This window comes from Cytobacillus oceanisediminis, from assembly GCF_004366035.1.
GTDB classification, from domain to species: domain Bacteria; phylum Bacillota; class Bacilli; order Bacillales; family Cytobacillaceae; genus Cytobacillus; species Cytobacillus oceanisediminis_C.
In genome coordinates this window covers 489,681-509,473 of the sequence record NZ_SOEE01000002.1, presented here as the reverse complement: position 1 = coordinate 509,473, position 19,793 = coordinate 489,681, and the positions used below count along the sequence as shown (strand labels likewise).

Below are 19,793 nucleotides of genomic sequence, written 5' to 3'. Positions count from 1 at the left end.
AGGGACGCCGTATGGCTGTCCCTTTTATAGTTTTATTTTGAATTGCTCGCAGAGAAATTCCTTTTTTTCCTCTTCGGTTAGTTCATATTTTTCTTTTGTGCCTTCTTCAGACTTAGTGACAGTCAATCCTGAGAGTGTAACACGGCCTTTCTTTGTCGCGATAGTGGCCAGGTCGCCATGTGTAAAATGGGATTCAGGAGAAGTCTGATTGAACAAACATGCATCATAAAAGTCATCCAGCTGCTTTCGCTTATCAGAAAAACGGTAAAGAATTCTCCATTCACCATCCTCAAGTCTTTGAAGATCATATATTCCTTTACCGGAATCTCTTATCCTGTAAGATCCGCTTACATCTGTTTTTTCCTCACCTGTTAAAGGCAAAGGCTGCCTGACGGAATCACCAAATCCTACATCCACCAAATAAGGAATTTGATTTAAAAAAACCAGTATGGCTGCATGTGAATCTTCTCTGACCCATCCATCCGGCTTTTTGACGGTGCAGGAAATTAAGTGGGATTGAAATCCCAGTTCTGACAGCAGGTGTTGAAAAAGACCGTTTAATTCATAGCAAAAGCCTCCCCGGCTTCTCTCAAGAATTTTTTCAGAAAACGCATCTGTGTCCAGCTGAATGGGAATTTTTCTTGTTACATCCAAGTTCTCAAAAGGGATTTTGTGCATATGGCTGCTCTGGAGTTCTTTCAGATATTCAAGATCCAGATTACGTTCAGCCGATACTTCAATCCGTTTTAAGTATTTCTGTGCATCCATAAGATCACTCCATGAATTTTTTTCTTTTTTAGCGATTAAGAAGGAAAAACAAATCAATTTGCAGTAATGAAATAGTTATACTAAAATGTCATTATATTTACATTTTAGCAAATTACACACGGGGGTTTAAACATGGCATATGAAGTAACTGTTGAATTTTGCATGATGTGAAACTACGCACCAAAAGCCGCGAGTTTCGCGGAAGAACTTTTTACACATTTTCGCTCTGAGATTTCAAAAATGGAACTGGTTCCAAGTAAAGGCGGAGCTTTTGAAGTGACAGTAAATGGAGAAAAGCTTTATTCTAAGCTCGATACTGGCATTTTTCCTAAAACCAAAGAAATTATTGAAAAGATGCAGGGATAAACTGCCAAACCTTCTCCCTAGGGAGGAGGTTTTTTACTGATCCATATCAATTTTATCGCAGTCTAACGGGCAGTAAGACTCCCGCTTTTTTAAGACTCAGATGAATCAATGGAGGATAATCGGGGGTCAAACTGCCCGTAAAGGCCCGATTGGTTCAACTAACAATCAGCGGGGGATAGAACCCCACTGATTTAAGTTTCACTTTATGTAAACAAAGGGCAAAAAGGCTACCTCTATCTCAGTTTTTCAACTGATGCTGATATCTCTATCGCATCCTGGCCCAGCTTCATTTTTATTTATAAAAATCTCTAATATCTCATTGGAAAAATCTGCACTTACCTTGTTTTTAATAACTGAAAAAGGCAGTTTTACCTTCCGCATACATGGCTGGCCGCAGCGAATTGGGTCAGTTTCATCTATTTTAACCGCTTTAATGATCACAGTGTTTTCCTTTAAGGAAACGGTTACATCTTTTGAAACGCATCCTGTTAAAAGCGCCTCAACGATAATTTCCGCTTCCGTATCATATAAGTCGATGCGAAAAGTAATTTGATCCAAATACGATGAAAGCGGGTCCAGGTAATAATCCTCCATCCATTTTTCCAATTCATCCAAATTAAACGGATGGAAATCTTCCTTTTTGTTCAATTTCAAAACCCCCTTGTTTCAATCTATAGTATTCATTTCCTGCAAAATAGTGAAAAATGATATAATAATCAGGCAAGTGCTGGAGGGATCTTTATGAAAAGTACAGTCAGAAATATTTTACCGGTTCATGAACTGCAAAAAGACCGGCGTTTTACTTATTTAATGAAACAGTATGGACTTGACTTTATACATACAACGAATATTTTAAAAGAGGTTATTTCTGAAATCAGGGATAACATTCTCGGCGGGAATTGGACGGGTGAGGAGCCAGGTACGGAAAAGTTTACGGAAGCTATATTTAAAAAAGCCGAAGAGGCAATCACTGTTCGGTATGGATATACACTAAAAAGGGTTATCAATGCCACTGGCACTATTCTTCACACTAATCTTGGCAGGGCACGTTTAAGCAAATCAGCAGCCGAACATATGCTTGAAATTGCCATGAACTATTCCAATTTGGAATATAATTTGGGTGAAGGAGCACGGGGATCCAGGCATAGTCACCTGGAAAGCCTGGTCAAAGACCTGACAGGAGCAGAAGCAGCGATGGCAGTTAACAATAATGCTGCTGCCGTTTATATCATCCTAAAAGCTCTTGCTGAAGAAAAAGAAGTAATAGTTTCCCGCGGTCAGCTTGTTGAAATCGGAGGCTCATTCAGGGTATCAAGCATAATGGAAGAGAGCGGTGCGAAGCTTGTTGAAGTAGGAACAACGAATAAAACCCACTTAGAAGATTATAAACAAGTCATCAATGAAGATACAGCCATGATTATGAAGGTACATACGAGTAATTTTAAAATCATTGGTTTCACCAAAGAAGTTGGAACTGACGAACTTGCCCAGTTATCCAAAGAAAAAAACATCATATTCTATGAAGACTTGGGCAGCGGTGCACTGTTTGATTTTAAAAGCAAAGGAATCGGAAATGAGCCAGCCATAAGCGATGTGATAAAAATGGGGGCAGATATCGTTTCTTTTAGCGGGGACAAGCTTTTAGGCGGCCCGCAGGCAGGCATTATTGCCGGGAGAAAGGACTTAATCGAGAAACTGAAAAAACACCAGCTTGCCCGGGTTCTTCGAGTTGATAAAATGACAATTGCAGCGCTCGAAGGCACGCTTATTGATTACTTAAAAGGGGAGGCGGGGCTTAATAATATTCCGGTAGTCCATGATGTATTGACGACCAGTGGTGAACTCGAAACGAGAACAGCACAATTTCTTCACAGACTAAAAGCAGCAGCGAAGGATTATGAATGCTCTATGAGAGAAAGCACAGGGCAAGTTGGGGGAGGCACAATGCCCGATGTTGAACTGCCATCCTGGATTGCCGTTTTAAAGCACCGGCATTATTCAGCGGAACATATTGGCCGCCAGTTAAGGATTGATTGTACTCCTTCCATAATAGTGAGGATACATAAAGAAGAAATACTGATTGATCTGCGGGCGGTAACTGCAAATGAAGAGGACATCATAATAAAAGCATTAACTGCTATTTAATTCTAGCAGCTGCCTGATTTAAAGGCAGCTGCTTTTGATTAACACTACATATCATGGTGGGAATTATGTTTTTGTCTGGTATGGTTACGGTTTTTCACTTTTTTTGAGCCGCTTAATGGTTCAGGCTGTCCATCGTTATTATGCCCTTTGGGTGCATTTTTTCGCATGTCTTTGCCGTTATTTTTATTCATTTGATGTCCTCCTCATAATATAGAATGCTGACTTCCGCTCCAGGCAGCGGCCATACTGTGCTGCCGTCTTAAAGCTCAGGGTAAATAAGATAGAAGGTGGAACTCACCATCATCTCATGTGTTAGTGTGGCTCTTTTTCATGGAAAATTGCCTTGCAAATTGTGGCTGAAATTCAAGATTTCCACCTGAGTGATTTCGCGGAATATTTTATGGTTCTATTGCGCAATTTAATGGTACAAATTTTATTAGGAGTGAAAAAAGCATGCCATATCATAAAGATAAACAGCAGGCATTTCAGGCAGCACAGCAGGGGATGGAAGATGCACAGGAGCTTTATGCTGAAATTGTAAAAGATTCTGCCAGTTACGGCCATCAGCTTAAACATCTTAAGCAGGAGGTAAATGAAGCGTACGCTCAAATTGAAAATGCACTTGAGGTTGCATCCGATCATCAGCGGGCACAATTGGAGAGATTCCAGCAGGACTTGCGATCCATGGTTGATGAGGTTAACCAATATTAGAATGTTATGAATAAAATTAACCTATAGACCCGGCTGCAATACCAGCCGGGTAATTTACTGTAACAATATTGTGGATTTTCATAACTGTCTGGTGCAAGCAGCCTGCCTCCCCGAGTCGAAGGTGGGCAAGGCGCTTCCGTTTTTCTTATTTACTGATTCTTTTTTCTCTTTTTATTATTTTGCTTTTGCGCTTCTGTCAGGGGTTCATTGGCAAATTCCTCATTGTATCCGGTGCCCATGCCCTGCCCTGTTGCAGCATTCATACCCTCTATAATATGATTAGCCTTTCTTTTAGCCATAGCGAATCACCTCCGTACTTGTATTTTTCCATGGATGATGTCAATTTATGTTGTTTTTTAGACAAGAGATTCCTCTTTTTCGTTTTATCAGTATAATAACCAAGCAAGAACAGGTTTTATCTTCTAATTGAAAAACGCTATCAATTACGGCATTTAAAAGGCTAAATGAAGTAAATAAGAAATTATGATAAGAAAAACTTATCAAAAACAATAACTTTCTTGTTATTTACTTATATAACAGGTTGTATTAATATAGGAATTGTGAGAAAAGTAAGGATGGATGAAAATTCAAACTTTTCGACAATTACCTAACACTTGGTATATGATGTTTATTGAAAGAGGGGGTAATACATTTGGCAAAGAATGATGTGTTCAATTCCCGCAAATCCTTTGATCTGGACGGGAAGCGCTATCATTACTATCATTTAGGCGCTCTGGAAGAAGCTGGAGTAGGTAATGTTACCAAATTGCCTTATTCTATTAAGGTATTATTGGAATCAGTACTTCGTCAATATGACGGCCGTGTAATTACAAAAGAGCATGTTGAAAACCTGGCAAAATGGGGAACTTCTGAAGTAAAAGAAGTAGATGTTCCTTTCAAACCATCACGTGTAATTCTGCAGGACTTCACTGGAGTTCCGGCAGTGGTTGACCTGGCTTCATTGCGTAAGGCAATGGCTGACATGGGCGGGGACCCTGACAAAATCAATCCTGAGAAACCGGTTGATCTAGTTATTGACCACTCTGTACAGGTAGATAAGTATGGTACACCTGATTCTCTTGAAGCCAACATGGAGCTTGAATTCGAGCGCAATGCTGAGCGTTACCAGTTCTTAAGCTGGGCACAAAAAGCATTTGACAACTATCGTGCAGTTCCGCCTGCAACTGGTATTGTTCACCAGGTAAACCTTGAGTTCCTTGCGAATGTTGTTCATGCTCTTGAAACAACGGAAGGCGATTTCGAAACTTTCCCTGATACTCTTGTAGGTACTGACTCCCATACAACTATGATCAACGGTATCGGCGTTCTTGGATGGGGTGTAGGAGGTATTGAAGCTGAAGCAGGCATGCTGGGCCAGCCTTCATATTTCCCTGTGCCTGAAGTTGTAGGGGTTAAGCTTACTGGCGAGCTTCCTAACGGAACAACTGCTACTGACCTTGCATTAAAGGTAACTCAAGTACTGCGCAGCCAGGGAGTGGTTGGCAAGTTTGTAGAATTCTTCGGCCCTGGGGTAACACAGCTTCCATTGGCTGACCGTGCTACAATTGCTAACATGGCACCAGAATACGGAGCTACTTGCGGATTCTTCCCAGTTGATGCGGAAGCCCTGGATTACATGCGCCTGACTGGACGTCCAGAAGAGCAAATCAAAATTGTAGAAAAATACTGCAAAGAAAATGGAATGTTCTTTGATCCATCTCTAGAGCCAGTATATACGAATGTAGTTGAAATCAATCTTTCCGAAATCGAAGCGAACCTTTCAGGTCCTAAACGTCCACAGGACTTAATTCCGCTTTCAGCTATGAAAAAGGAATTCAATGACGCTATTACAGCTCCTCAAGGCAACCAGGGCTTCGGCTTGGATAAGAAAGAAATCGACAAAGAAATCACTGTTGAATTTGCAAATGGCGATTCAACCAAGATGAAAACGGGTGCTGTTGCAATTGCGGCAATTACTAGCTGTACAAATACTTCAAACCCTTATGTTTTAGTTGGAGCAGGTTTAGTAGCGAAAAAAGCAGTTGAACTTGGAATGGAAGTTCCTAAGTTCGTAAAAACTTCTTTGGCTCCGGGATCTAAGGTTGTTACTGGATACCTGCGTGATTCAGGACTTCTTCCATACATGGAACAGCTTGGATTCAACCTTGTAGGTTATGGCTGTACAACATGTATCGGTAACTCCGGCCCATTAAGAGAAGAAATCGAAAAGGCTGTAGCTGAAAGCGATCTTCTTGTAACATCTGTTCTTTCCGGTAACCGTAACTTTGAAGGACGTATCCATCCGCTTGTGAAAGCTAACTACCTGGCTTCTCCGCCATTAGTAGTCGCTTATGCACTGGCTGGTACGGTCGATATCGATCTTCAAAACGAGCCAATCGGAAAAGACAAGAATGGCAACGATGTCTTCTTTAACGACATTTGGCCATCTACTGCTGAAGTTAATAAAGTGGTTAAACAGACTGTTACACCTGAATTGTTCCGTAAAGAATATGAGCATGTATTTGATGATAATGCCCGCTGGAACCAAATCCAGACAAGCAATGAGCCGTTATATTCATTTGATGATAATTCAACATATATCCAGAATCCTCCGTTCTTTGAAGGCTTAACTCCTAATGCTGATGAAGTTAAACCTTTATCAGGATTGCGTGTTGTCGGCAAGTTTGGTGATTCTGTCACAACTGACCATATTTCTCCGGCAGGTGCGATCGGCAAAGATACACCAGCAGGAAAATACCTTCGCGAGAATGGTGTTGAACCACGCGACTTTAACTCTTATGGATCCCGCCGAGGTAACCATGAAGTGATGATGCGCGGTACATTTGCAAACATCCGTATCCGCAACCAGATCGCACCAGGCACAGAAGGCGGCTTCACAACTTACTGGCCAACTGGCGAAGTAACTTCCATCTATGATGCTTGCATGAAATACAAGGAAGATGGAACTGGCTTAGTAGTTCTTGCCGGCAAAGACTATGGAATGGGATCTTCCCGTGACTGGGCTGCAAAAGGTACGAACTTGCTTGGTATTAAAACAGTTATTGCTGAAAGCTATGAGCGTATCCACCGCTCAAACCTTGTTCTAATGGGTGTTCTTCCTCTTCAGTTCAAGGCAGGCGAAAGTGCAGAAACTCTTGGCTTGTCAGGAAAAGAAACGATCGATGTTCAAATCGATGAAAATGTTAGACCGCGCGACTTTGTTAAGGTTACAGCTACAGATGAAAACGGGAATCAGACTGCTTTTGAAGTTCTTGTACGTTTCGACTCTGAAGTTGAAATTGATTACTACCGTCACGGCGGAATCCTGCAAATGGTTCTTCGTGATAAATTGGCAAATTAATTTAAACTGCCGCTATGTGCTCGTTCACATAGCGGTTTTTTATTTACAAAATATACGGGCTTAGGTATCTTAAATGTATATTAACTTTGGAGGGGCTGAAATTGGGTGCTTTTTTGATTGGACCTTTATTAGTGAAGTATGAATGGATTTTAGTCCTGCTCTCAGGTATAGTAGCTTATTTTACTATTGCAAATGCATTAAGAGACCACGTGGAATTTAAAAAAATCTTTCTGAATGTCATGATTAATTCAATGCTCATTGGTTTTTTTACTTTTAAGTTTAGTTCCATTCTCTTTCAAACAGAAAATATTCTAACCAGCCCTATAGGAATTTTATATTTCTCAGGTGGAAGGAAAGGAGCCATTTTAGGGACTATATTGGCATTTATCTATATAGTAATGGAAATTAAGAAATACAACTATCCGCTCAAAAAATGGATGTATGGAATTGTTTACGGATCTGTCACATTTATGCTGTCTTATTGGCTGTTCAGAACCTTATTAATTTTGCTATTCTAGGTTAAAATACAATCAAGGAAGCAAATGGTTTTAATAGCCGGGAGGGAAAATAGCATGTTCAAAAGAATGTTTGCGGCTGCTGTGTTATTAATAATTACTACTGCAATAATTGTGGTGCAGGCAGTTGAAAAAGATGAAGTCGTGAGTCATCCTGTTAATCAAACTGGTTTAGGAATTGGCTTGAAAGCCCCAGATTTTGAATTGAAAAACCTTCAGGGCGAAACGGTAAAGCTCTCAGATTATAAAGGAAAGAAAGTCATGCTCAATTTTTGGGCAACTTGGTGTCCTCCTTGTAAAGCTGAAATGCCTGATATTCAAAAATTCTATAATCAAAAGGGAAATCAAGTGGCTATCTTAGCAGTGAACATCGATCCTCAATCTGATGTTGCCGGCTTTGCAGAAGAAATGCGCGTGAATTTTCCAATACTGCTCGATGAAGGTGAAAAAGCCTCTAATGCCTATCAAATAATAACGATTCCTACCACTTTTTTTATTGATGAAGAAGGAATTATACGGAATAAATACTTAAGTGCGATGTCCCTGGAGATTATGAATCAGTATATAGATGAAATGTAAAAAAACATCTGCAGAGAGCAGATGTTTTTTTTTAGGGGTTTAGGCCGCTGAAAAAAAAGGAAATTAAATTGGGAGAATCATCTTTCTGAATATTTTACCAATAGCAGCGAACCTTATGTACTTTTTTACGTATTCTGGGTATGTGCGGATTAAATTTTCGAAAAGTTGTAATAATTTAAAGAGTTTCTGGAGATAATGACTGTTACAATGGTATTAAAGGAAGGTGAAAGATTTATGAGAAAGCCTAGAAAACGCTCCTTTGCTGAATTAGTGTCAGAAAATAAACGCCAGCTGCTTAAAGATCAAGATGCAATGGAAAAAATCGAAGAACGCCTCGAGCTTAAACGTCTTAATAAGGCTGAATAGAATTACTTGCCATTCATGAAACCCTCTGCATTTGACCATACTTAAAATGAGGAGGGATATCAATGAGTAATCAAAAAAGACACCCTAATCATTTTGCTCCGAACCATATTGGTACACAATCACGCGGATTTGGCGGCAATAAAGGCAAAAAAATGCAGGACAAATCCGGACAGCATGCTCAAGTAATTCAAACTAAAGGCGAATAATTGTAATTAACCTGCCATTCTTTTGGCAGGTTTTTGTTTTAAAAGTCAGGCATACCTTCAGGCAAGCTGCCCACACATTTCCGCCAATATTTTTCTTGTTCTTTCACAAACTAAATTTGTACCATCACCTAATAAAGGGAGGAACAAACCATGGCACATAACAGACCAAATCCAGATGACCGCAGCGATAACGTCGAAAAGCTTCAATCCATGATCGTTCATACTATCGAGAATATGGACGAAGCTGAAGAATCAATGAAGTATGCAAATGCTGAGGATCTAGCAAGGATTGAAGCAAAAAATGAACGCCGCAGGGAAAGCCTGGCTTCATTCCGTTCAGAAATAAAGGACGAATATCAGGCACAGCAGAACGGCAATAACGGGAACAATAATTATTAACATCCTATAAAGACCTGATCCAATGTGATTAGGTCTTTTTCTGTTGGAAGATCATGATTAGAAGCGCATCCTTATAGATAATTATAGAAATATGGTAAGATAAGTTGTGCAAACTAAGAAGAAGAAGTGATAATCGATGACACAGCAGAAAAGACAGGCAAAACCTGCAGAGGGTCAGGCTGATCATTGGAAAAATGAGCTTGATCAATACGGATACATACAAAATGAAGCAGAATTGCTTAATGTTATTAAAAACATCAATGAAAAGGCAGATCCCGTGCTGCTTTCGGAATTACTGGCCATTGCCGCTATTTCCCGGTTAAGCAGGTATACTGATGATACTCTTGCCAGTGCATGGCTGCAGAAAGCTGTTGAACTGGACATCGGCAATAGTATGGCGGCTGCCCAATTAGGAAAATCGGAGTGGAAAAATAAAAGCAATCTTCTTGAAACCCTGACCTTCCCGCCGATTCGGGAGACCGATAACAGGGCAGCAAAAAAAAAGACAGCTGAGCAATTTATAGAAATTTGCAGAAGCTTTATCAATAAATCAGATGATGAGTTAGAAGATCTGCAGAAAAAGCAGCATGCCTATGAGGATGTTGAATATAGGAAGCTGACTGAAATACTTGAAAAAGCTATTGAAGAAACAGCTTTTCTTTTAAAAGCATCTGAAGAATATGAGCAATCTATTTCCGGTGTTTTTCATACTTCAACCTACTACACCGATATGAAAAAGCACTTGAATGCCATTAATAGATTGAAAAATGAATGGAAAGAGATATTTGATGCGGAGGAAGATGAGTCTGTTTTACCAAAAGATCCCCTGGATGAACTTAATGAAATGGTTGGCCTTCACTCGGTCAAAAGCAGAGTTCATGATTTTTACCGTTTTTTAAAATATCAAAACGAACGTAAGTCACTTGGTTTTCAAACAAAAGATGAACTCAGCCTCAATATGATTCTAACTGGCAATCCAGGTACAGGCAAAACAACTATCGCCCGGCTTTTGGCAAAGATTTATCATAGCCTGGGTGTATTGCCGCGGGAAGAAGTAATCGAAGCAGATCGGTCACAGCTGGTTGGCGGATTTGTCGGGCAAACAGAGGAAAATGTCAAGGCGGCTGTTGAAAAGGCAATCGGTGGAGTCCTGTTCATTGATGAGGCGTACAGCTTAAAGCGCGAGGGACAGACCGGCAGCGATTATGGACAAACAGCCATTGATACTCTTGTATCGCTAATGACCGGGACTGAATATGGTGGAAAGTTTGCGGTTATCATGGCCGGTTATCCAGAAGAGATGAGACAATTTCTGGACAGCAATCCTGGCCTTCGGAGCCGTTTCCCAGAGTCGAATTTTATTGCACTGCCTGATTATTCTAATAAGGAGCTTCTCCAGATTGCTGAAAAGCTGTCCGAGGATAATGATTATGTCCTGACGGAAGGAGCAATGCAGGAACTGGGCAAACGAATTGAAAAAGAGCGGGTTGATGATACCTTCGGAAATGCCAGGACTGTCAGAAACATTGTCCTTGATGCCATTTTTAGAAAAGGATCCCAAGCTGAAAAGAACGAAAACATCATGTCATATACACTCCTGGAGAAAGAAGATTTTGAAAGTGAAGAAGAAGAAAAGCTGATGAATCCACAAGAGCAGCTTGCCCAGTTAATCGGACTTGAAACAGTCAAAACAGAAGTTCATAACTTAGTGTCATTTGTAAAGATGCAGCAGCTGCGCCGTGAAAGAGGGCTGCCTGTAGTCCCTATCCAGCTGCATTCAGTATTTACCGGTAATCCGGGGACAGGGAAAACCACTGTAGCCAAGATTTATGCAGAATTGCTGAAGGAATGCGGTTTTCTTAAACGAGGACATTTGATGGTTGCGAGCCGTGCTGATTTTGTAGCTGGCTATGTAGGCCAAACCGCCATCAAAACAAAGAAAAAGATAAGAGAGGCGTTAGGCGGCGTCCTATTCATCGATGAGGCCTATTCACTACTTTCACAGACATCAGGAGATTTCGGAAAAGAAGTCATCGATACATTAGTGGATGAAATGACAAGACATAACGAAAATCTTGTCGTTGTTTTAGCGGGTTACCCAAATGAGATGGAGAAGCTAATGTCAAGCAATCCCGGGTTAAAGTCCCGATTTAAAAAGTTCTTTCATTTTAAGGATTATTCAACGGCAGAGCTTTTGGAAATTATCATTTCGTATGCTGGACAATATGAATATAAGCTTACGGAAGAAGCGGGGGACTACCTTAACCGCACCTTATCAAAGGTCGAAGTAAATGGGAATGGACGCTTTGCCGCCAACCTTGCGGATGAGGCAATTCAGGCACAGGCAATGAGAATTGTATCAGCAAGTGAAGAGGATATTGAGCAGGTTAGCATTTTGGAAAAAGAAGATTTCGAAATCGCTTTAAATAAGATAAGCAAAGGGGAATAGGGATGCTCATTTCAACAAAAGAAATAGAAGTAAGATATGCAGAAACAGATCAAATGGGAGTCGTGTATCACGCCAATTATCTGGTATGGATGGAGCTTGGCCGGACACAGATCATAAAAGATCTGGGGTTCAGTTATGCTGAAATGGAGAAGGATGGCATCATTTCGCCTGTTCTGGATATCCTGGCTTCCTACAAAAAACCATTGCGCTATGGTCAAACCGCGACGATAAAAACCTGGATTGAAGAGTATGACGGGTTCCGCGTCAGCTATGGATATGAGATTTACAATGATGAAGGAGATCTTGCGGTAACAGGCTTGTCCAAGCATGTTTGTGTCAAAAAGGATAATTTCCGGCCGATCTCAATTAAAAAGAAATATCCTGATTGGCATGAAGCATACGAAGAAGCTAAAAAGCAGCCTGAGAGTGCTGTCAAATAATTTTGCTTACTGCTTAAAGGATGGAGAAAATATATGGCATTCGGTCTTCGCAGAAAAGATCTTCAAGAATGGAAGATGAAAATAGATCGTGGAGAAATTGCTTTTTTAACCCATTATTGGATTGATGATCGCTTCCCGGGCTGTAAAACAGTCACAAAGGTCGGGTGTTCGGATCTGAAGAAATTGATAGAATGGGGAGAAGTACATGGCCTGAAGCCTGAGTGGATTGACTATCGTAATGATGGGTACTCGCACTATGATTTGATTGGTGCCAGGCAGAAAGAAATCCTTCAAAAGGAGAAGCTCTGGGAGCAGCTGGAACGGCTGCTATAAGAAAAGCGGAAGGCGCCCGGAGCTGGACAGTTATCTAACTTCAGAATTTATTCTTATCTTTTGAAAAAAAAGAAGCAGGCCGAATCTGCTTCTTTTACCCATTGTTATATTTGAATTCAGGTTCCTGTGCTTTCTCATTAAATGTCACGAATAAATCATGATTATCAAAGTACCATATGTCCTTTTCTTCAATAAAGTAAGTAATTCCGTTTTTTTCAGTCTGGACTCCTGCATTATGTGGGTGTTCATTAGAGACTCCTAATGAGAATCCTTGCTGGACAGTACTGCAGCCGCCATATCTTGCAAAAAAGCGGACGAAGTCACCCTTATTCAAGAGCATTTCTTCCTGATACCATTGGGCAGCCTGATCTTCAATATGTATGTTCATATGAAATTCCTCCTCCTGGGTGATAGTCATATTATAGGCCAGTTTTACTTTATGCGCGAATAAAATGTTTTCGTAAAATGAATTGATGGGGTGATAAGGTGAATTCATTTCGTTTTTTTAATATCTTAGGTGCCGTTCTGTTTACAGGCATAGCCCTCCAGGTGTTCATTCAAGCCGATGGTGCTAAAAAATTAACTGAATCAGGGCTTTTTTTAACTGTATCAGCTTTTTTGTATTTTGCCCTTACATTTATCTTTCATAAAAGCAAAAATCTTTTCGTCCCCCTGGTGGCCGTTTTGGTTTTGCTTTCTGTTGGCATGATTTTTCTTCAGGAGCTGGTATTTGGAGGAGGACATTAATAATTTGGCAAAGTATGATGTTTATCCATCTATGCATATTAAATCCAACACATAAAAAAGGACTTGCTGCTGTCAGCAGTCCTTCTTTTAACCTGAAAAAGGGATGAATCCGCTTAGAATCATAAAAAGATTCATGGCAATATGCCATATGACAGCTGGAAAAATGCTTCGGGATTTAACTGTAATGGCAGCATAAAAAACTCCTCCAAATGCAAACAGCAGACATGAGATAAAAGAGTAGCCCAGCATTATATGCGAAAAACCAAACGCCAGCCCAGAAAAAAGTACAGCTGCCTTTTCTCCTGAAAGCTCCAACATTCTAGATAAAATGATTCCCCTCCACAAAAGCTCTTCCATCATTCCATTAATGATGGAGAAGCCAATCAGGAATATGAGAAAGTCCCTGGTTAAGGAGTTTTCCGCTGAAAAAATTGAATAGGCAAATGAAGCAAAATTAATCATGATAGCAATCAGAAGAAAGTATTTTATTTTTAATGAATGAAAGCCGCTCCATATGAATGGAAAAAATATATGGGAATTCCAATCCGGCTTCCGCCAAAAAGGGATGGCAGTTTTATTAAATTTTTTTGAGATATAAACAAGAAGAATGATAGGGATCAACAGTAGAATCCGATTGAAAATCATTAATATGGAGTGTTGAAACGGCAGTGCATCAAGCAATTTATCGCCATATAGAAACAGTAGACTCCCTGTTAAATACCCTGCAATGATCCAGGAAAAAACACGCTCCCGCTTTGAAATGAATAGTAAAAAAATGATAAGCCCAAAAGAAAGCATGAAAGCGAAAGCAAAAAGTTTGTATTGAAATAGCAATATTGCTGCTATGAAAATACATAATTGCAAATAAGGAAAAGACTTAGTAACATAAGCGGTTTTCATGATTTAACCTCCTCTATCTACAAAATATTTTACCATTTTTACACAAAAAAAAGCGCCAAAAAGCGCTTTATTGAACATGATCGAGCATATGTGTCATAATTTCGTTGTATTTGGACTCTGCATTGGGAAGGCCATAGCCGCCAGCATCCTTCAACGGTACTACCCGATATTTTTTTTGCTGTATATTACTTACGTATGTCGGGATGAAACCCGGATTGGAAAGTTCAATATCGACCCCGTTTTGATCAATATATTTCGTAATCTCCACAGTTGCAATACCGCCTATGTCTTTGTAATCATTAATCTGGCCGGATAAAAAATTGCCTAGAGAGTATACAACAAGAGATTTCCGTCCGTCTTTCCTGTCAATCCATTCCATTGGCTGCAGTACATGTGGATGGTGTCCGAAAATAATGTCTACACCATCATTTGCGAGGACCTCTGCCAGTTCCTTTTGTTCCTCTGTGGGCTGAAGCTGGTATTCATTTCCCCAATGCATGCTCATAACAACTACGTCAGCTGCATCTTTTGCCCGGTTAATTTCCTCTTTCATTGCTGTTCTATCAATGAGGTTTACGAGATAATCTTTTCCTGCCGGAACGGGAATTCCGTTTGTACCATATGTGTAAGAAAGATAAGCAACTTTAATTCCGTTTTTGTTTATTACTTTCAAGGTTTGCTGTTCACTGGGTGTTCTGTTCGTTCCCACATGTGGCAGCCCTATCTGATCCAAATAATCCAGGGATGTTTTCAATCCTTTTTCTCCCTTATCGAGTGAATGGTTATTGGCAGTTGAAACAATGTCAACACCAGCCTCAATGAGGGCGTCTCCAACCTCCTGGGGGCTATTGAACATGGGGTAACTGGAAATTCCTATTTCCGGACCTCCCAATATAGTCTCTTGGTTGGCAAGCAGGATGTCGGGCGTTTTTAATAGTGTTTTTGCATGTTCAAACATTGGCTTGAAATCAAAGCCTGTTTTGGTTTTTGCAACATTATACACCCTGTCATGAATAAGTATGTCGCCAATTGCTCCCAATGTAGCCTTCTCTGTAAGCATTTTATTAACCGCTGTGGTTTCTCTGTTTACCATATGCAATTTAGCAGGTTTTGCTTCAGCTGCCTCCGCTTTATTCTCGGTGTGCAATTGATAGATGAATAAGGCCGAACTAATAATTAACATTGTACCGATGGCTGTGGATAGTAAGAAGGCTTTACTGAATTTCATAAAAATTATCCCCTTAATATAGAGTATCAAGATATATTAATAGTCTAATTTTACTATGAAATTTTTCAATTTTCATCATTTTTCTGCTATTTTTTATTTTAAATGTCATAATTCGATTTGCATTGATATTTGTTTTACAAATATATTTAATAACTATTATTGATGATCATCGGGAGTTCAATTTCAAAGACAGTGCCATGTGACATTTTCGATTGGACATTAATCTTGCCATCATGCCCTTCAATTATTTTTTGGCATATGGATAGACCGATGCCGGTTCCTTTTTCTTTTGTTGTATAAAATGGGACAAACAATTCGCTTATTGTTCTATCTGTCATTCCCGATCCATTATCATGGATGGTGATGTATACCTTTTGGTTAAGGGCTTTTGCTTTAAGTTCTATTTTTCCTTCTGAAGCAGGAATACCTTCACAGGCTTCCATTGCATTTCTAATAATATTGATCAGGACCTGCTTTATCTGCTTCACATCACCATAGAAAATGGGATTATTAGGGCAGAGGCATACAGAAAGGCTAATATTTCTTATATGTGCCTCGCTTTCGAAAAATATTTCCATTTCCTTAATTAATCGGTTGACTTCTATTTCATTTCTTATGTTTTGAGGAGGTTTTGATGCATTTAAGAATTCATATATGATATCATTTGCCCGATTAAGTTCTTCAATTGCAATCTCAGCGTACTGTTCTTTTCCAATTTCCAACAAATAAGGCTTCAAAAGCTGTAAAAATCCTTTTACAGTTGTTAGCGGATTCCGGATCTCATGTGCAATACCTGCTAGCTGTCCAGCATCAGCTGAATAATCAGATATCAAAACAGTTTCTTTAATCTCTTTCACGGTATTTAAGTGTTTCTTTTTTTCTTTTAATTGGTGATTAACGCGGTGCAGCTTCTTTTGCATGTGCTCTGCCATCTTTCTTAGTTTTTCCTCTTCTGAAGAGAGGGGAAAACAAAAAAGATGATAGTGAGCAGCTTCATCTTTTTCCAGATAAATTCTATATGGAAGTATGCTATTACCTATTATAAGTTTAAAAATGCCAGACTCGTTTTTCTTTAATAGATTGTTGAATCTGCTGATATCTTCTGATGCCAGTAATTCAGTAAACACACCTTCAGCACTTATTAATGATGAAGTGAGTATTCGTAAGTTATGATCAATGAAAAAGTATGGGAAGGAAACGTTTTCCAGCAGCGCCTGAGTTTTATCCATTTATTATTCATCCTAACTTTAACGTTTTTGGCTGAAATTTCAGCCTAAACTAATGTATGGCGAAAGATATCAATTTATGTTTCTTTATGTATAAAAATTGACCTTATAAACCTTTATGGTCTTAGTCTCTAGGCCTTTGTAATTAGTATAATATTACTTTAATACTTTATTCAGATAAACTAGACTGAAATATCAGAAAATAATTCAAACATAGAAAATAAGATAAAAAAAATACAGCAGACCTAGTCTGCTGCATGGTTTTGCTGGCTGGTTTTCAGCCAAGCCATTTTATTTTGGGCTCGGTTTTATCCCTGATTCGTTTAATATTTTCCCTATGTCTGTAAATAACAAAGATGCCAAGTATAGATACTACTATAATTAGTGGAATGTCCCATATAATTAGTGCGTAAATGATGGATGCCAGTGCTGCCAGAATAGAGGACAAGGACACGTACTTTGTTATGTAAAGGCTTAGAAAGAAAACACCCAATATGATAAGAAACATTAAGGGTACATAGGCTAACAGCACTCCCCCTGATGTAGCGACTGCTTTTCCACCGCGAAAGCCGGCAAACAGCGGATACATGTGCCCAATAACTGCAAAAACGCCTGCAGCAAGATGATGCATGTCCGATCCAAAGAAAAAGGGCAGCGATGCAGCAAGGGTGCCTTTTAAGATATCAGCTACGGTCACAATCATGCCGGCCTTAACTCCAAGGGTCCGGAAAGTATTGGTACCGCCTAAATTTCCGCTGCCATGCTCACGGATATCCACTCCATAAAAAAGTTTTCCTACAATTAAACCAGAAGGAATGGAGCCAAGTAAGTAAGCTAAAATAATGATAATTCCATAAATCATAAAAACTCTCCTTCATACTTTCTATGTTAGTATATTGTACCATGTGAGCAAACCAGCATACCATGTGCAAATAAAAAGTTGTCCAATTTATTTTCAGCGAGGCTTTTCAAACTCTCCGGCTTGTGTTTGATATGATTAACAGCGGGTATTAGTAGATTGTCACAGTAATCAAATCCATTTAAAGGAGAGATTCAAGCATGGAACAGAATATGAATAAAGTAAATGGACAAGCAGGCAATGTAGAGGAAAAGCTAAGTAATATGGAAAGCGAAAAGAAAGATGAAATTCTTTCAAGCTTTGACGGGTTTAAAGAATATTTAAGCGGAAAGGTCTCCCTGGGCCAGAAAATGGGCATGGATGAGGAACAGCTCGCGAACACAGCTCAAAAGGTAGGCGATTATCTGGCTTCCAAAGAAGATCCAAGAAACCGGGAAGAAAAGCTTCTGCAGGAACTGTGGAAGGTAGGAACTGAAGAAGAAAAGCATAAACTATCTCATATGCTGGTAAAGCTTGTAGGTTAAAATATATATCTTTAAAGGCGAAGGCACAGGCCTTCGTCTTTTAATTGTGTGAAGGCGAATAGATGAGTTTACTATAGTCAAAAATGGTCTATATATAGTTATCGCAGTCTAAAGGGTAGGGGGAGTCATGGTGAAAAGGGTTCTGGGAAAGTTAAATAGAAAAACGGTATGGATACCTATTTTGAGCCTTGTGCTGGTATTGGCAGCAACCATCATCTATCAGTCCAATAAACCATTGCCAAAAGGCCTTTCTTTTGAAGGGGAAGTTTACACTGTAGAAGATATTAAGTTTTTATACGATTTAAATTTTGAAAAAGATAACGGCAGAAGAGAAAGCGATCAGCAGATCTTTAAGCGGATATTAGAAGCCATTGGTGAGGCGGAGGATTTTATAGTGATGGATATGTTCTTATTCAATGGTTTTAATGATGGGGATAAAGATTATCCGGATATTAGCGGTAGAATAACTGATAAGCTCATTGAACAAAAACAAAGCCACCCCAGTATGGATATTACAGTGATTACAGATCGGATTAACAGCACATATGGATCACATAATGTACCCGAATTCAAGAAGCTGAAGGAGAATGGAATAAATGTAGTTTATACTTCATTAGTTCCTTTGAGAGATTCTAATCCAATTTATTCGGCATTTTGGCGTGTATTTATACAGTGGCTTGGACAGGGAGGTAAAGGCTGGCTTCCCAATCCGCTCGCAGAAAATGCTCCTGATGTGACATTTCGGTCATATCTCGATCTCATGAATATTAAAGCAAATCACCGGAAGGTTTTTGTAACTGAGAAAACAGGGATTGTATCATCCGGAAATCCCCACAATGCCAGCGGATATCATTCAAATATCGCGTTTGAAGTAAAAGGGCCAATCCTGGCTGATCTCGTAAAAACCGAGCAGGCGGTGGTCGATTATTCAGCAACAGGCAAATTGACAGATTTTAATCCTAAAGACAGCAAAAAAACCGGGACTGTTAAGGCCCAGGTGCTGACTGAAGGGAAAATCTATAAACACATTATTAAAGAAATCAATAAAGTCGACAGAGATGAAACCATCTGGCTTGGCATGTTCTATCTTGCTGACCGGAAAGTGGTTGATTCTCTAAAGAATGCAGCTGATCGGGGAGTTAAAGTAAAAATGATCCTGGATCCAAATCAGAACGCTTTCGGCTCTGAGAAAATTGGGCTTCCCAATATACCTGTCGCTGCTGAATTAGAGAAATTAGGCCATGAAAACATAAAAATCAGATGGTACAATACGGGCTTTGAGCAATACCATTCGAAAATCATGTATGTAACCGGCAAAGAAAATAGTACAATTATAGCTGGTTCAGCAAATTTTACAAAAAGAAATCTGGATGATTTAAACCTGGAGACAAATTTAAAAATCAGCGCTTCTGACCAATCCCAGGTTATGAAGGATGTCGACAGCTATTTTAATATGCTTTGGAATAATAACGGTGCAATTTATACGAAGAACTATCCTTCCAATGAAAAAATGCCGTTGGTAAAATATTTTACTTACAGACTGCAGAATCTTACTCACTTTACAACATACTGATAAAAACTTGAAACCTTTCCTATATTCATTCTTTATATAGGAGGGGTGGAAATAAGTTGAAGACATTCTAAATTTTCTTCCCAATTTCTGTTTATTCC

The 19,793-nt window shown here is 39.4% G+C and carries 24 protein-coding genes; 15 read left to right on the top strand and 9 right to left on the bottom strand.

Features of this window, described 5'->3' with window-relative positions:
• Nucleotides 1-24: 24 nt before the first annotated feature.
• A complete protein-coding gene (locus DFO72_RS06865) occupies nt 25-768 on the bottom strand; it encodes an arylamine N-acetyltransferase family protein (RefSeq protein ID WP_113880789.1) in 744 nt (247 codons plus the stop codon).
• A gap of 132 nt (nt 769-900) precedes the next feature.
• Here DFO72_RS06865 and DFO72_RS06860 point away from each other — a divergent pair, with 132 nt between their 5' ends.
• A complete protein-coding gene (locus tag DFO72_RS06860) occupies nt 901-1,134 on the top strand; it encodes an Rdx family protein (RefSeq protein WP_347876530.1) in 234 nt (77 codons plus the stop codon).
• A 246-nt stretch (nt 1,135-1,380) separates the two neighbouring features.
• Here the strand turns inward: DFO72_RS06860 and DFO72_RS06855 are convergent, their stop codons facing one another.
• The gene (locus DFO72_RS06855; RefSeq protein ID WP_113880791.1) at nt 1,381-1,782 is read right to left on the bottom strand and encodes an Hsp20/alpha crystallin family protein; all 402 of its coding nucleotides are present in this window, start codon (nt 1,780-1,782) and stop codon (nt 1,381-1,383) included.
• A 93-nt stretch (nt 1,783-1,875) separates the two neighbouring features.
• Between DFO72_RS06855 and selA the strand changes: the two genes are divergently transcribed.
• Nucleotides 1,876-3,279, top strand: coding sequence for an L-seryl-tRNA(Sec) selenium transferase (gene selA / locus DFO72_RS06850; RefSeq protein ID WP_113880792.1), 1,404 nt, complete (start codon nt 1,876-1,878; stop codon nt 3,277-3,279).
• A gap of 44 nt (nt 3,280-3,323) precedes the next feature.
• Here the strand turns inward: selA and DFO72_RS06845 are convergent, their stop codons facing one another.
• A complete protein-coding gene (locus DFO72_RS06845) occupies nt 3,324-3,470 on the bottom strand; it encodes a small acid-soluble spore protein P (RefSeq protein WP_009334725.1) in 147 nt (48 codons plus the stop codon).
• Between the two features lie 262 nt (nt 3,471-3,732).
• Here DFO72_RS06845 and DFO72_RS06840 point away from each other — a divergent pair, with 262 nt between their 5' ends.
• Nucleotides 3,733-3,990, top strand: a complete 258-nt coding sequence (locus tag DFO72_RS06840) for a hypothetical protein (RefSeq protein ID WP_113880793.1) — start codon at nt 3,733-3,735, stop codon at nt 3,988-3,990.
• Between the two features lie 149 nt (nt 3,991-4,139).
• Here DFO72_RS06840 and sspO read toward each other — a convergent pair whose 3' ends face one another.
• Nucleotides 4,140-4,289 (bottom strand): small acid-soluble spore protein O, encoded by a 150-nt coding sequence (gene sspO / locus DFO72_RS06835; protein WP_113880794.1) that lies wholly within the window; start codon nt 4,287-4,289, stop codon nt 4,140-4,142.
• 353 nt (nt 4,290-4,642) lie between these two features.
• Between sspO and acnA the strand changes: the two genes are divergently transcribed.
• From acnA to DFO72_RS06790, 9 genes are all read left to right on the top strand, one after another.
• Nucleotides 4,643-7,351 (top strand): aconitate hydratase AcnA, encoded by a 2,709-nt coding sequence (gene acnA, locus DFO72_RS06830; RefSeq protein WP_113880795.1) that lies wholly within the window; start codon nt 4,643-4,645, stop codon nt 7,349-7,351.
• 101 nt (nt 7,352-7,452) lie between these two features.
• Nucleotides 7,453-7,869 carry a hypothetical protein gene (locus DFO72_RS06825; protein ID WP_113880796.1) on the top strand — a complete coding sequence of 139 codons (417 nt, stop codon included), beginning with the start codon at nt 7,453-7,455 and terminating at the stop codon, nt 7,867-7,869.
• Nucleotides 7,870-7,923: 54 nt separating this feature from the next.
• Entirely contained in the window at nt 7,924-8,445 is a 522-nt protein-coding gene (locus DFO72_RS06820; RefSeq protein WP_113880797.1) for a peroxiredoxin family protein, read from the top strand.
• A gap of 234 nt (nt 8,446-8,679) precedes the next feature.
• The gene (locus DFO72_RS06815) at nt 8,680-8,811 is read left to right on the top strand and encodes an FbpB family small basic protein (RefSeq protein WP_026041570.1); all 132 of its coding nucleotides are present in this window, start codon (nt 8,680-8,682) and stop codon (nt 8,809-8,811) included.
• 62 nt (nt 8,812-8,873) lie between these two features.
• The gene (locus DFO72_RS06810) at nt 8,874-9,017 is read left to right on the top strand and encodes an acid-soluble spore protein N (RefSeq protein WP_009334718.1); all 144 of its coding nucleotides are present in this window, start codon (nt 8,874-8,876) and stop codon (nt 9,015-9,017) included.
• Between the two features lie 150 nt (nt 9,018-9,167).
• On the top strand, nt 9,168-9,416 hold the full coding sequence (gene tlp / locus DFO72_RS06805; protein WP_113880798.1) for a small acid-soluble spore protein Tlp: 249 nt from the start codon (nt 9,168-9,170) through the stop codon (nt 9,414-9,416).
• A 136-nt stretch (nt 9,417-9,552) separates the two neighbouring features.
• Complete coding sequence (locus tag DFO72_RS06800; protein ID WP_113880799.1) at nt 9,553-11,865, top strand: AAA family ATPase; 2,313 nt, start codon at nt 9,553-9,555, stop codon at nt 11,863-11,865.
• A gap of 2 nt (nt 11,866-11,867) precedes the next feature.
• Complete coding sequence (locus tag DFO72_RS06795) at nt 11,868-12,305, top strand: acyl-CoA thioesterase (protein WP_009334715.1); 438 nt, start codon at nt 11,868-11,870, stop codon at nt 12,303-12,305.
• Nucleotides 12,306-12,338: 33 nt separating this feature from the next.
• Entirely contained in the window at nt 12,339-12,638 is a 300-nt protein-coding gene (locus tag DFO72_RS06790; RefSeq protein ID WP_113880800.1) for a hypothetical protein, read from the top strand.
• Between the two features lie 94 nt (nt 12,639-12,732).
• Here the strand turns inward: DFO72_RS06790 and DFO72_RS06785 are convergent, their stop codons facing one another.
• Nucleotides 12,733-13,026: a HesB/YadR/YfhF family protein gene (locus DFO72_RS06785; protein WP_113880801.1), complete on the bottom strand. Its 294-nt coding sequence runs from the start codon at nt 13,024-13,026 to the stop codon at nt 12,733-12,735.
• Nucleotides 13,027-13,124: 98 nt separating this feature from the next.
• Here DFO72_RS06785 and DFO72_RS06780 point away from each other — a divergent pair, with 98 nt between their 5' ends.
• Nucleotides 13,125-13,385, top strand: coding sequence for a hypothetical protein (locus DFO72_RS06780; RefSeq protein ID WP_113880802.1), 261 nt, complete (start codon nt 13,125-13,127; stop codon nt 13,383-13,385).
• 87 nt (nt 13,386-13,472) lie between these two features.
• Here DFO72_RS06780 and DFO72_RS06775 read toward each other — a convergent pair whose 3' ends face one another.
• The 4 genes from DFO72_RS06775 to plsY all read right to left on the bottom strand — a co-directional run bounded on the left by DFO72_RS06775 (nt 13,473) and on the right by plsY (nt 17,601).
• Entirely contained in the window at nt 13,473-14,285 is an 813-nt protein-coding gene (locus tag DFO72_RS06775; protein WP_113880803.1) for a CPBP family intramembrane glutamic endopeptidase, read from the bottom strand.
• A 67-nt stretch (nt 14,286-14,352) separates the two neighbouring features.
• Entirely contained in the window at nt 14,353-15,513 is a 1,161-nt protein-coding gene (locus DFO72_RS06770) for a CapA family protein (protein WP_113880804.1), read from the bottom strand.
• Nucleotides 15,514-15,659: 146 nt separating this feature from the next.
• Nucleotides 15,660-16,742 carry a sensor histidine kinase gene (locus DFO72_RS06765; protein WP_113880805.1) on the bottom strand — a complete coding sequence of 361 codons (1,083 nt, stop codon included), beginning with the start codon at nt 16,740-16,742 and terminating at the stop codon, nt 15,660-15,662.
• 274 nt (nt 16,743-17,016) lie between these two features.
• Nucleotides 17,017-17,601, bottom strand: a complete 585-nt coding sequence (gene plsY / locus DFO72_RS06760; protein ID WP_113880806.1) for a glycerol-3-phosphate 1-O-acyltransferase PlsY — start codon at nt 17,599-17,601, stop codon at nt 17,017-17,019.
• Between the two features lie 197 nt (nt 17,602-17,798).
• Between plsY and DFO72_RS06755 the strand changes: the two genes are divergently transcribed.
• Nucleotides 17,799-18,122, top strand: coding sequence for a DUF3243 domain-containing protein (locus DFO72_RS06755; RefSeq protein WP_113880807.1), 324 nt, complete (start codon nt 17,799-17,801; stop codon nt 18,120-18,122).
• Between the two features lie 127 nt (nt 18,123-18,249).
• Nucleotides 18,250-19,695 (top strand): phospholipase D family protein, encoded by a 1,446-nt coding sequence (locus DFO72_RS06750; protein WP_243856080.1) that lies wholly within the window; start codon nt 18,250-18,252, stop codon nt 19,693-19,695.
• The last annotated feature ends 98 nt before the right edge of the window (nt 19,696-19,793 follow it).

Bases quoted from the DNA above. Each gene is read 5' to 3' on its own strand.
- DFO72_RS06790 (WP_113880800.1), top strand. From the start codon at position 12,339: ATGGCATTCGGTCTTCGCAGAAAAGATCTTCAAGAATGGAAGATGAAA.
- DFO72_RS06800 (WP_113880799.1), top strand. From the start codon at position 9,553: ATGACACAGCAGAAAAGACAGGCAAAACCTGCAGAGGGTCAGGCTGAT.
- DFO72_RS06865 (WP_113880789.1), bottom strand. From the start codon at position 768: ATGGATGCACAGAAATACTTAAAACGGATTGAAGTATCGGCTGAACGT.
- DFO72_RS06810 (WP_009334718.1), top strand. From the start codon at position 8,874: ATGAGTAATCAAAAAAGACACCCTAATCATTTTGCTCCGAACCATATT.
- DFO72_RS06775 (WP_113880803.1), bottom strand. From the start codon at position 14,285: ATGAAAACCGCTTATGTTACTAAGTCTTTTCCTTATTTGCAATTATGT.
- selA (WP_113880792.1), top strand. From the start codon at position 1,876: ATGAAAAGTACAGTCAGAAATATTTTACCGGTTCATGAACTGCAAAAA.
- DFO72_RS06785 (WP_113880801.1), bottom strand. From the start codon at position 13,026: ATGAACATACATATTGAAGATCAGGCTGCCCAATGGTATCAGGAAGAA.
- DFO72_RS06845 (WP_009334725.1), bottom strand. From the start codon at position 3,470: ATGAATAAAAATAACGGCAAAGACATGCGAAAAAATGCACCCAAAGGG.
- plsY (WP_113880806.1), bottom strand. From the start codon at position 17,601: ATGATTTATGGAATTATCATTATTTTAGCTTACTTACTTGGCTCCATT.
- sspO (WP_113880794.1), bottom strand. From the start codon at position 4,289: ATGGCTAAAAGAAAGGCTAATCATATTATAGAGGGTATGAATGCTGCA.
- tlp (WP_113880798.1), top strand. From the start codon at position 9,168: ATGGCACATAACAGACCAAATCCAGATGACCGCAGCGATAACGTCGAA.
- DFO72_RS06765 (WP_113880805.1), bottom strand. From the start codon at position 16,742: ATGGATAAAACTCAGGCGCTGCTGGAAAACGTTTCCTTCCCATACTTT.
- DFO72_RS06840 (WP_113880793.1), top strand. From the start codon at position 3,733: ATGCCATATCATAAAGATAAACAGCAGGCATTTCAGGCAGCACAGCAG.
- DFO72_RS06815 (WP_026041570.1), top strand. From the start codon at position 8,680: ATGAGAAAGCCTAGAAAACGCTCCTTTGCTGAATTAGTGTCAGAAAAT.
- DFO72_RS06820 (WP_113880797.1), top strand. From the start codon at position 7,924: ATGTTCAAAAGAATGTTTGCGGCTGCTGTGTTATTAATAATTACTACT.
- DFO72_RS06750 (WP_243856080.1), top strand. From the start codon at position 18,250: ATGGTGAAAAGGGTTCTGGGAAAGTTAAATAGAAAAACGGTATGGATA.
- DFO72_RS06755 (WP_113880807.1), top strand. From the start codon at position 17,799: ATGGAACAGAATATGAATAAAGTAAATGGACAAGCAGGCAATGTAGAG.
- DFO72_RS06770 (WP_113880804.1), bottom strand. From the start codon at position 15,513: ATGAAATTCAGTAAAGCCTTCTTACTATCCACAGCCATCGGTACAATG.
- DFO72_RS06795 (WP_009334715.1), top strand. From the start codon at position 11,868: ATGCTCATTTCAACAAAAGAAATAGAAGTAAGATATGCAGAAACAGAT.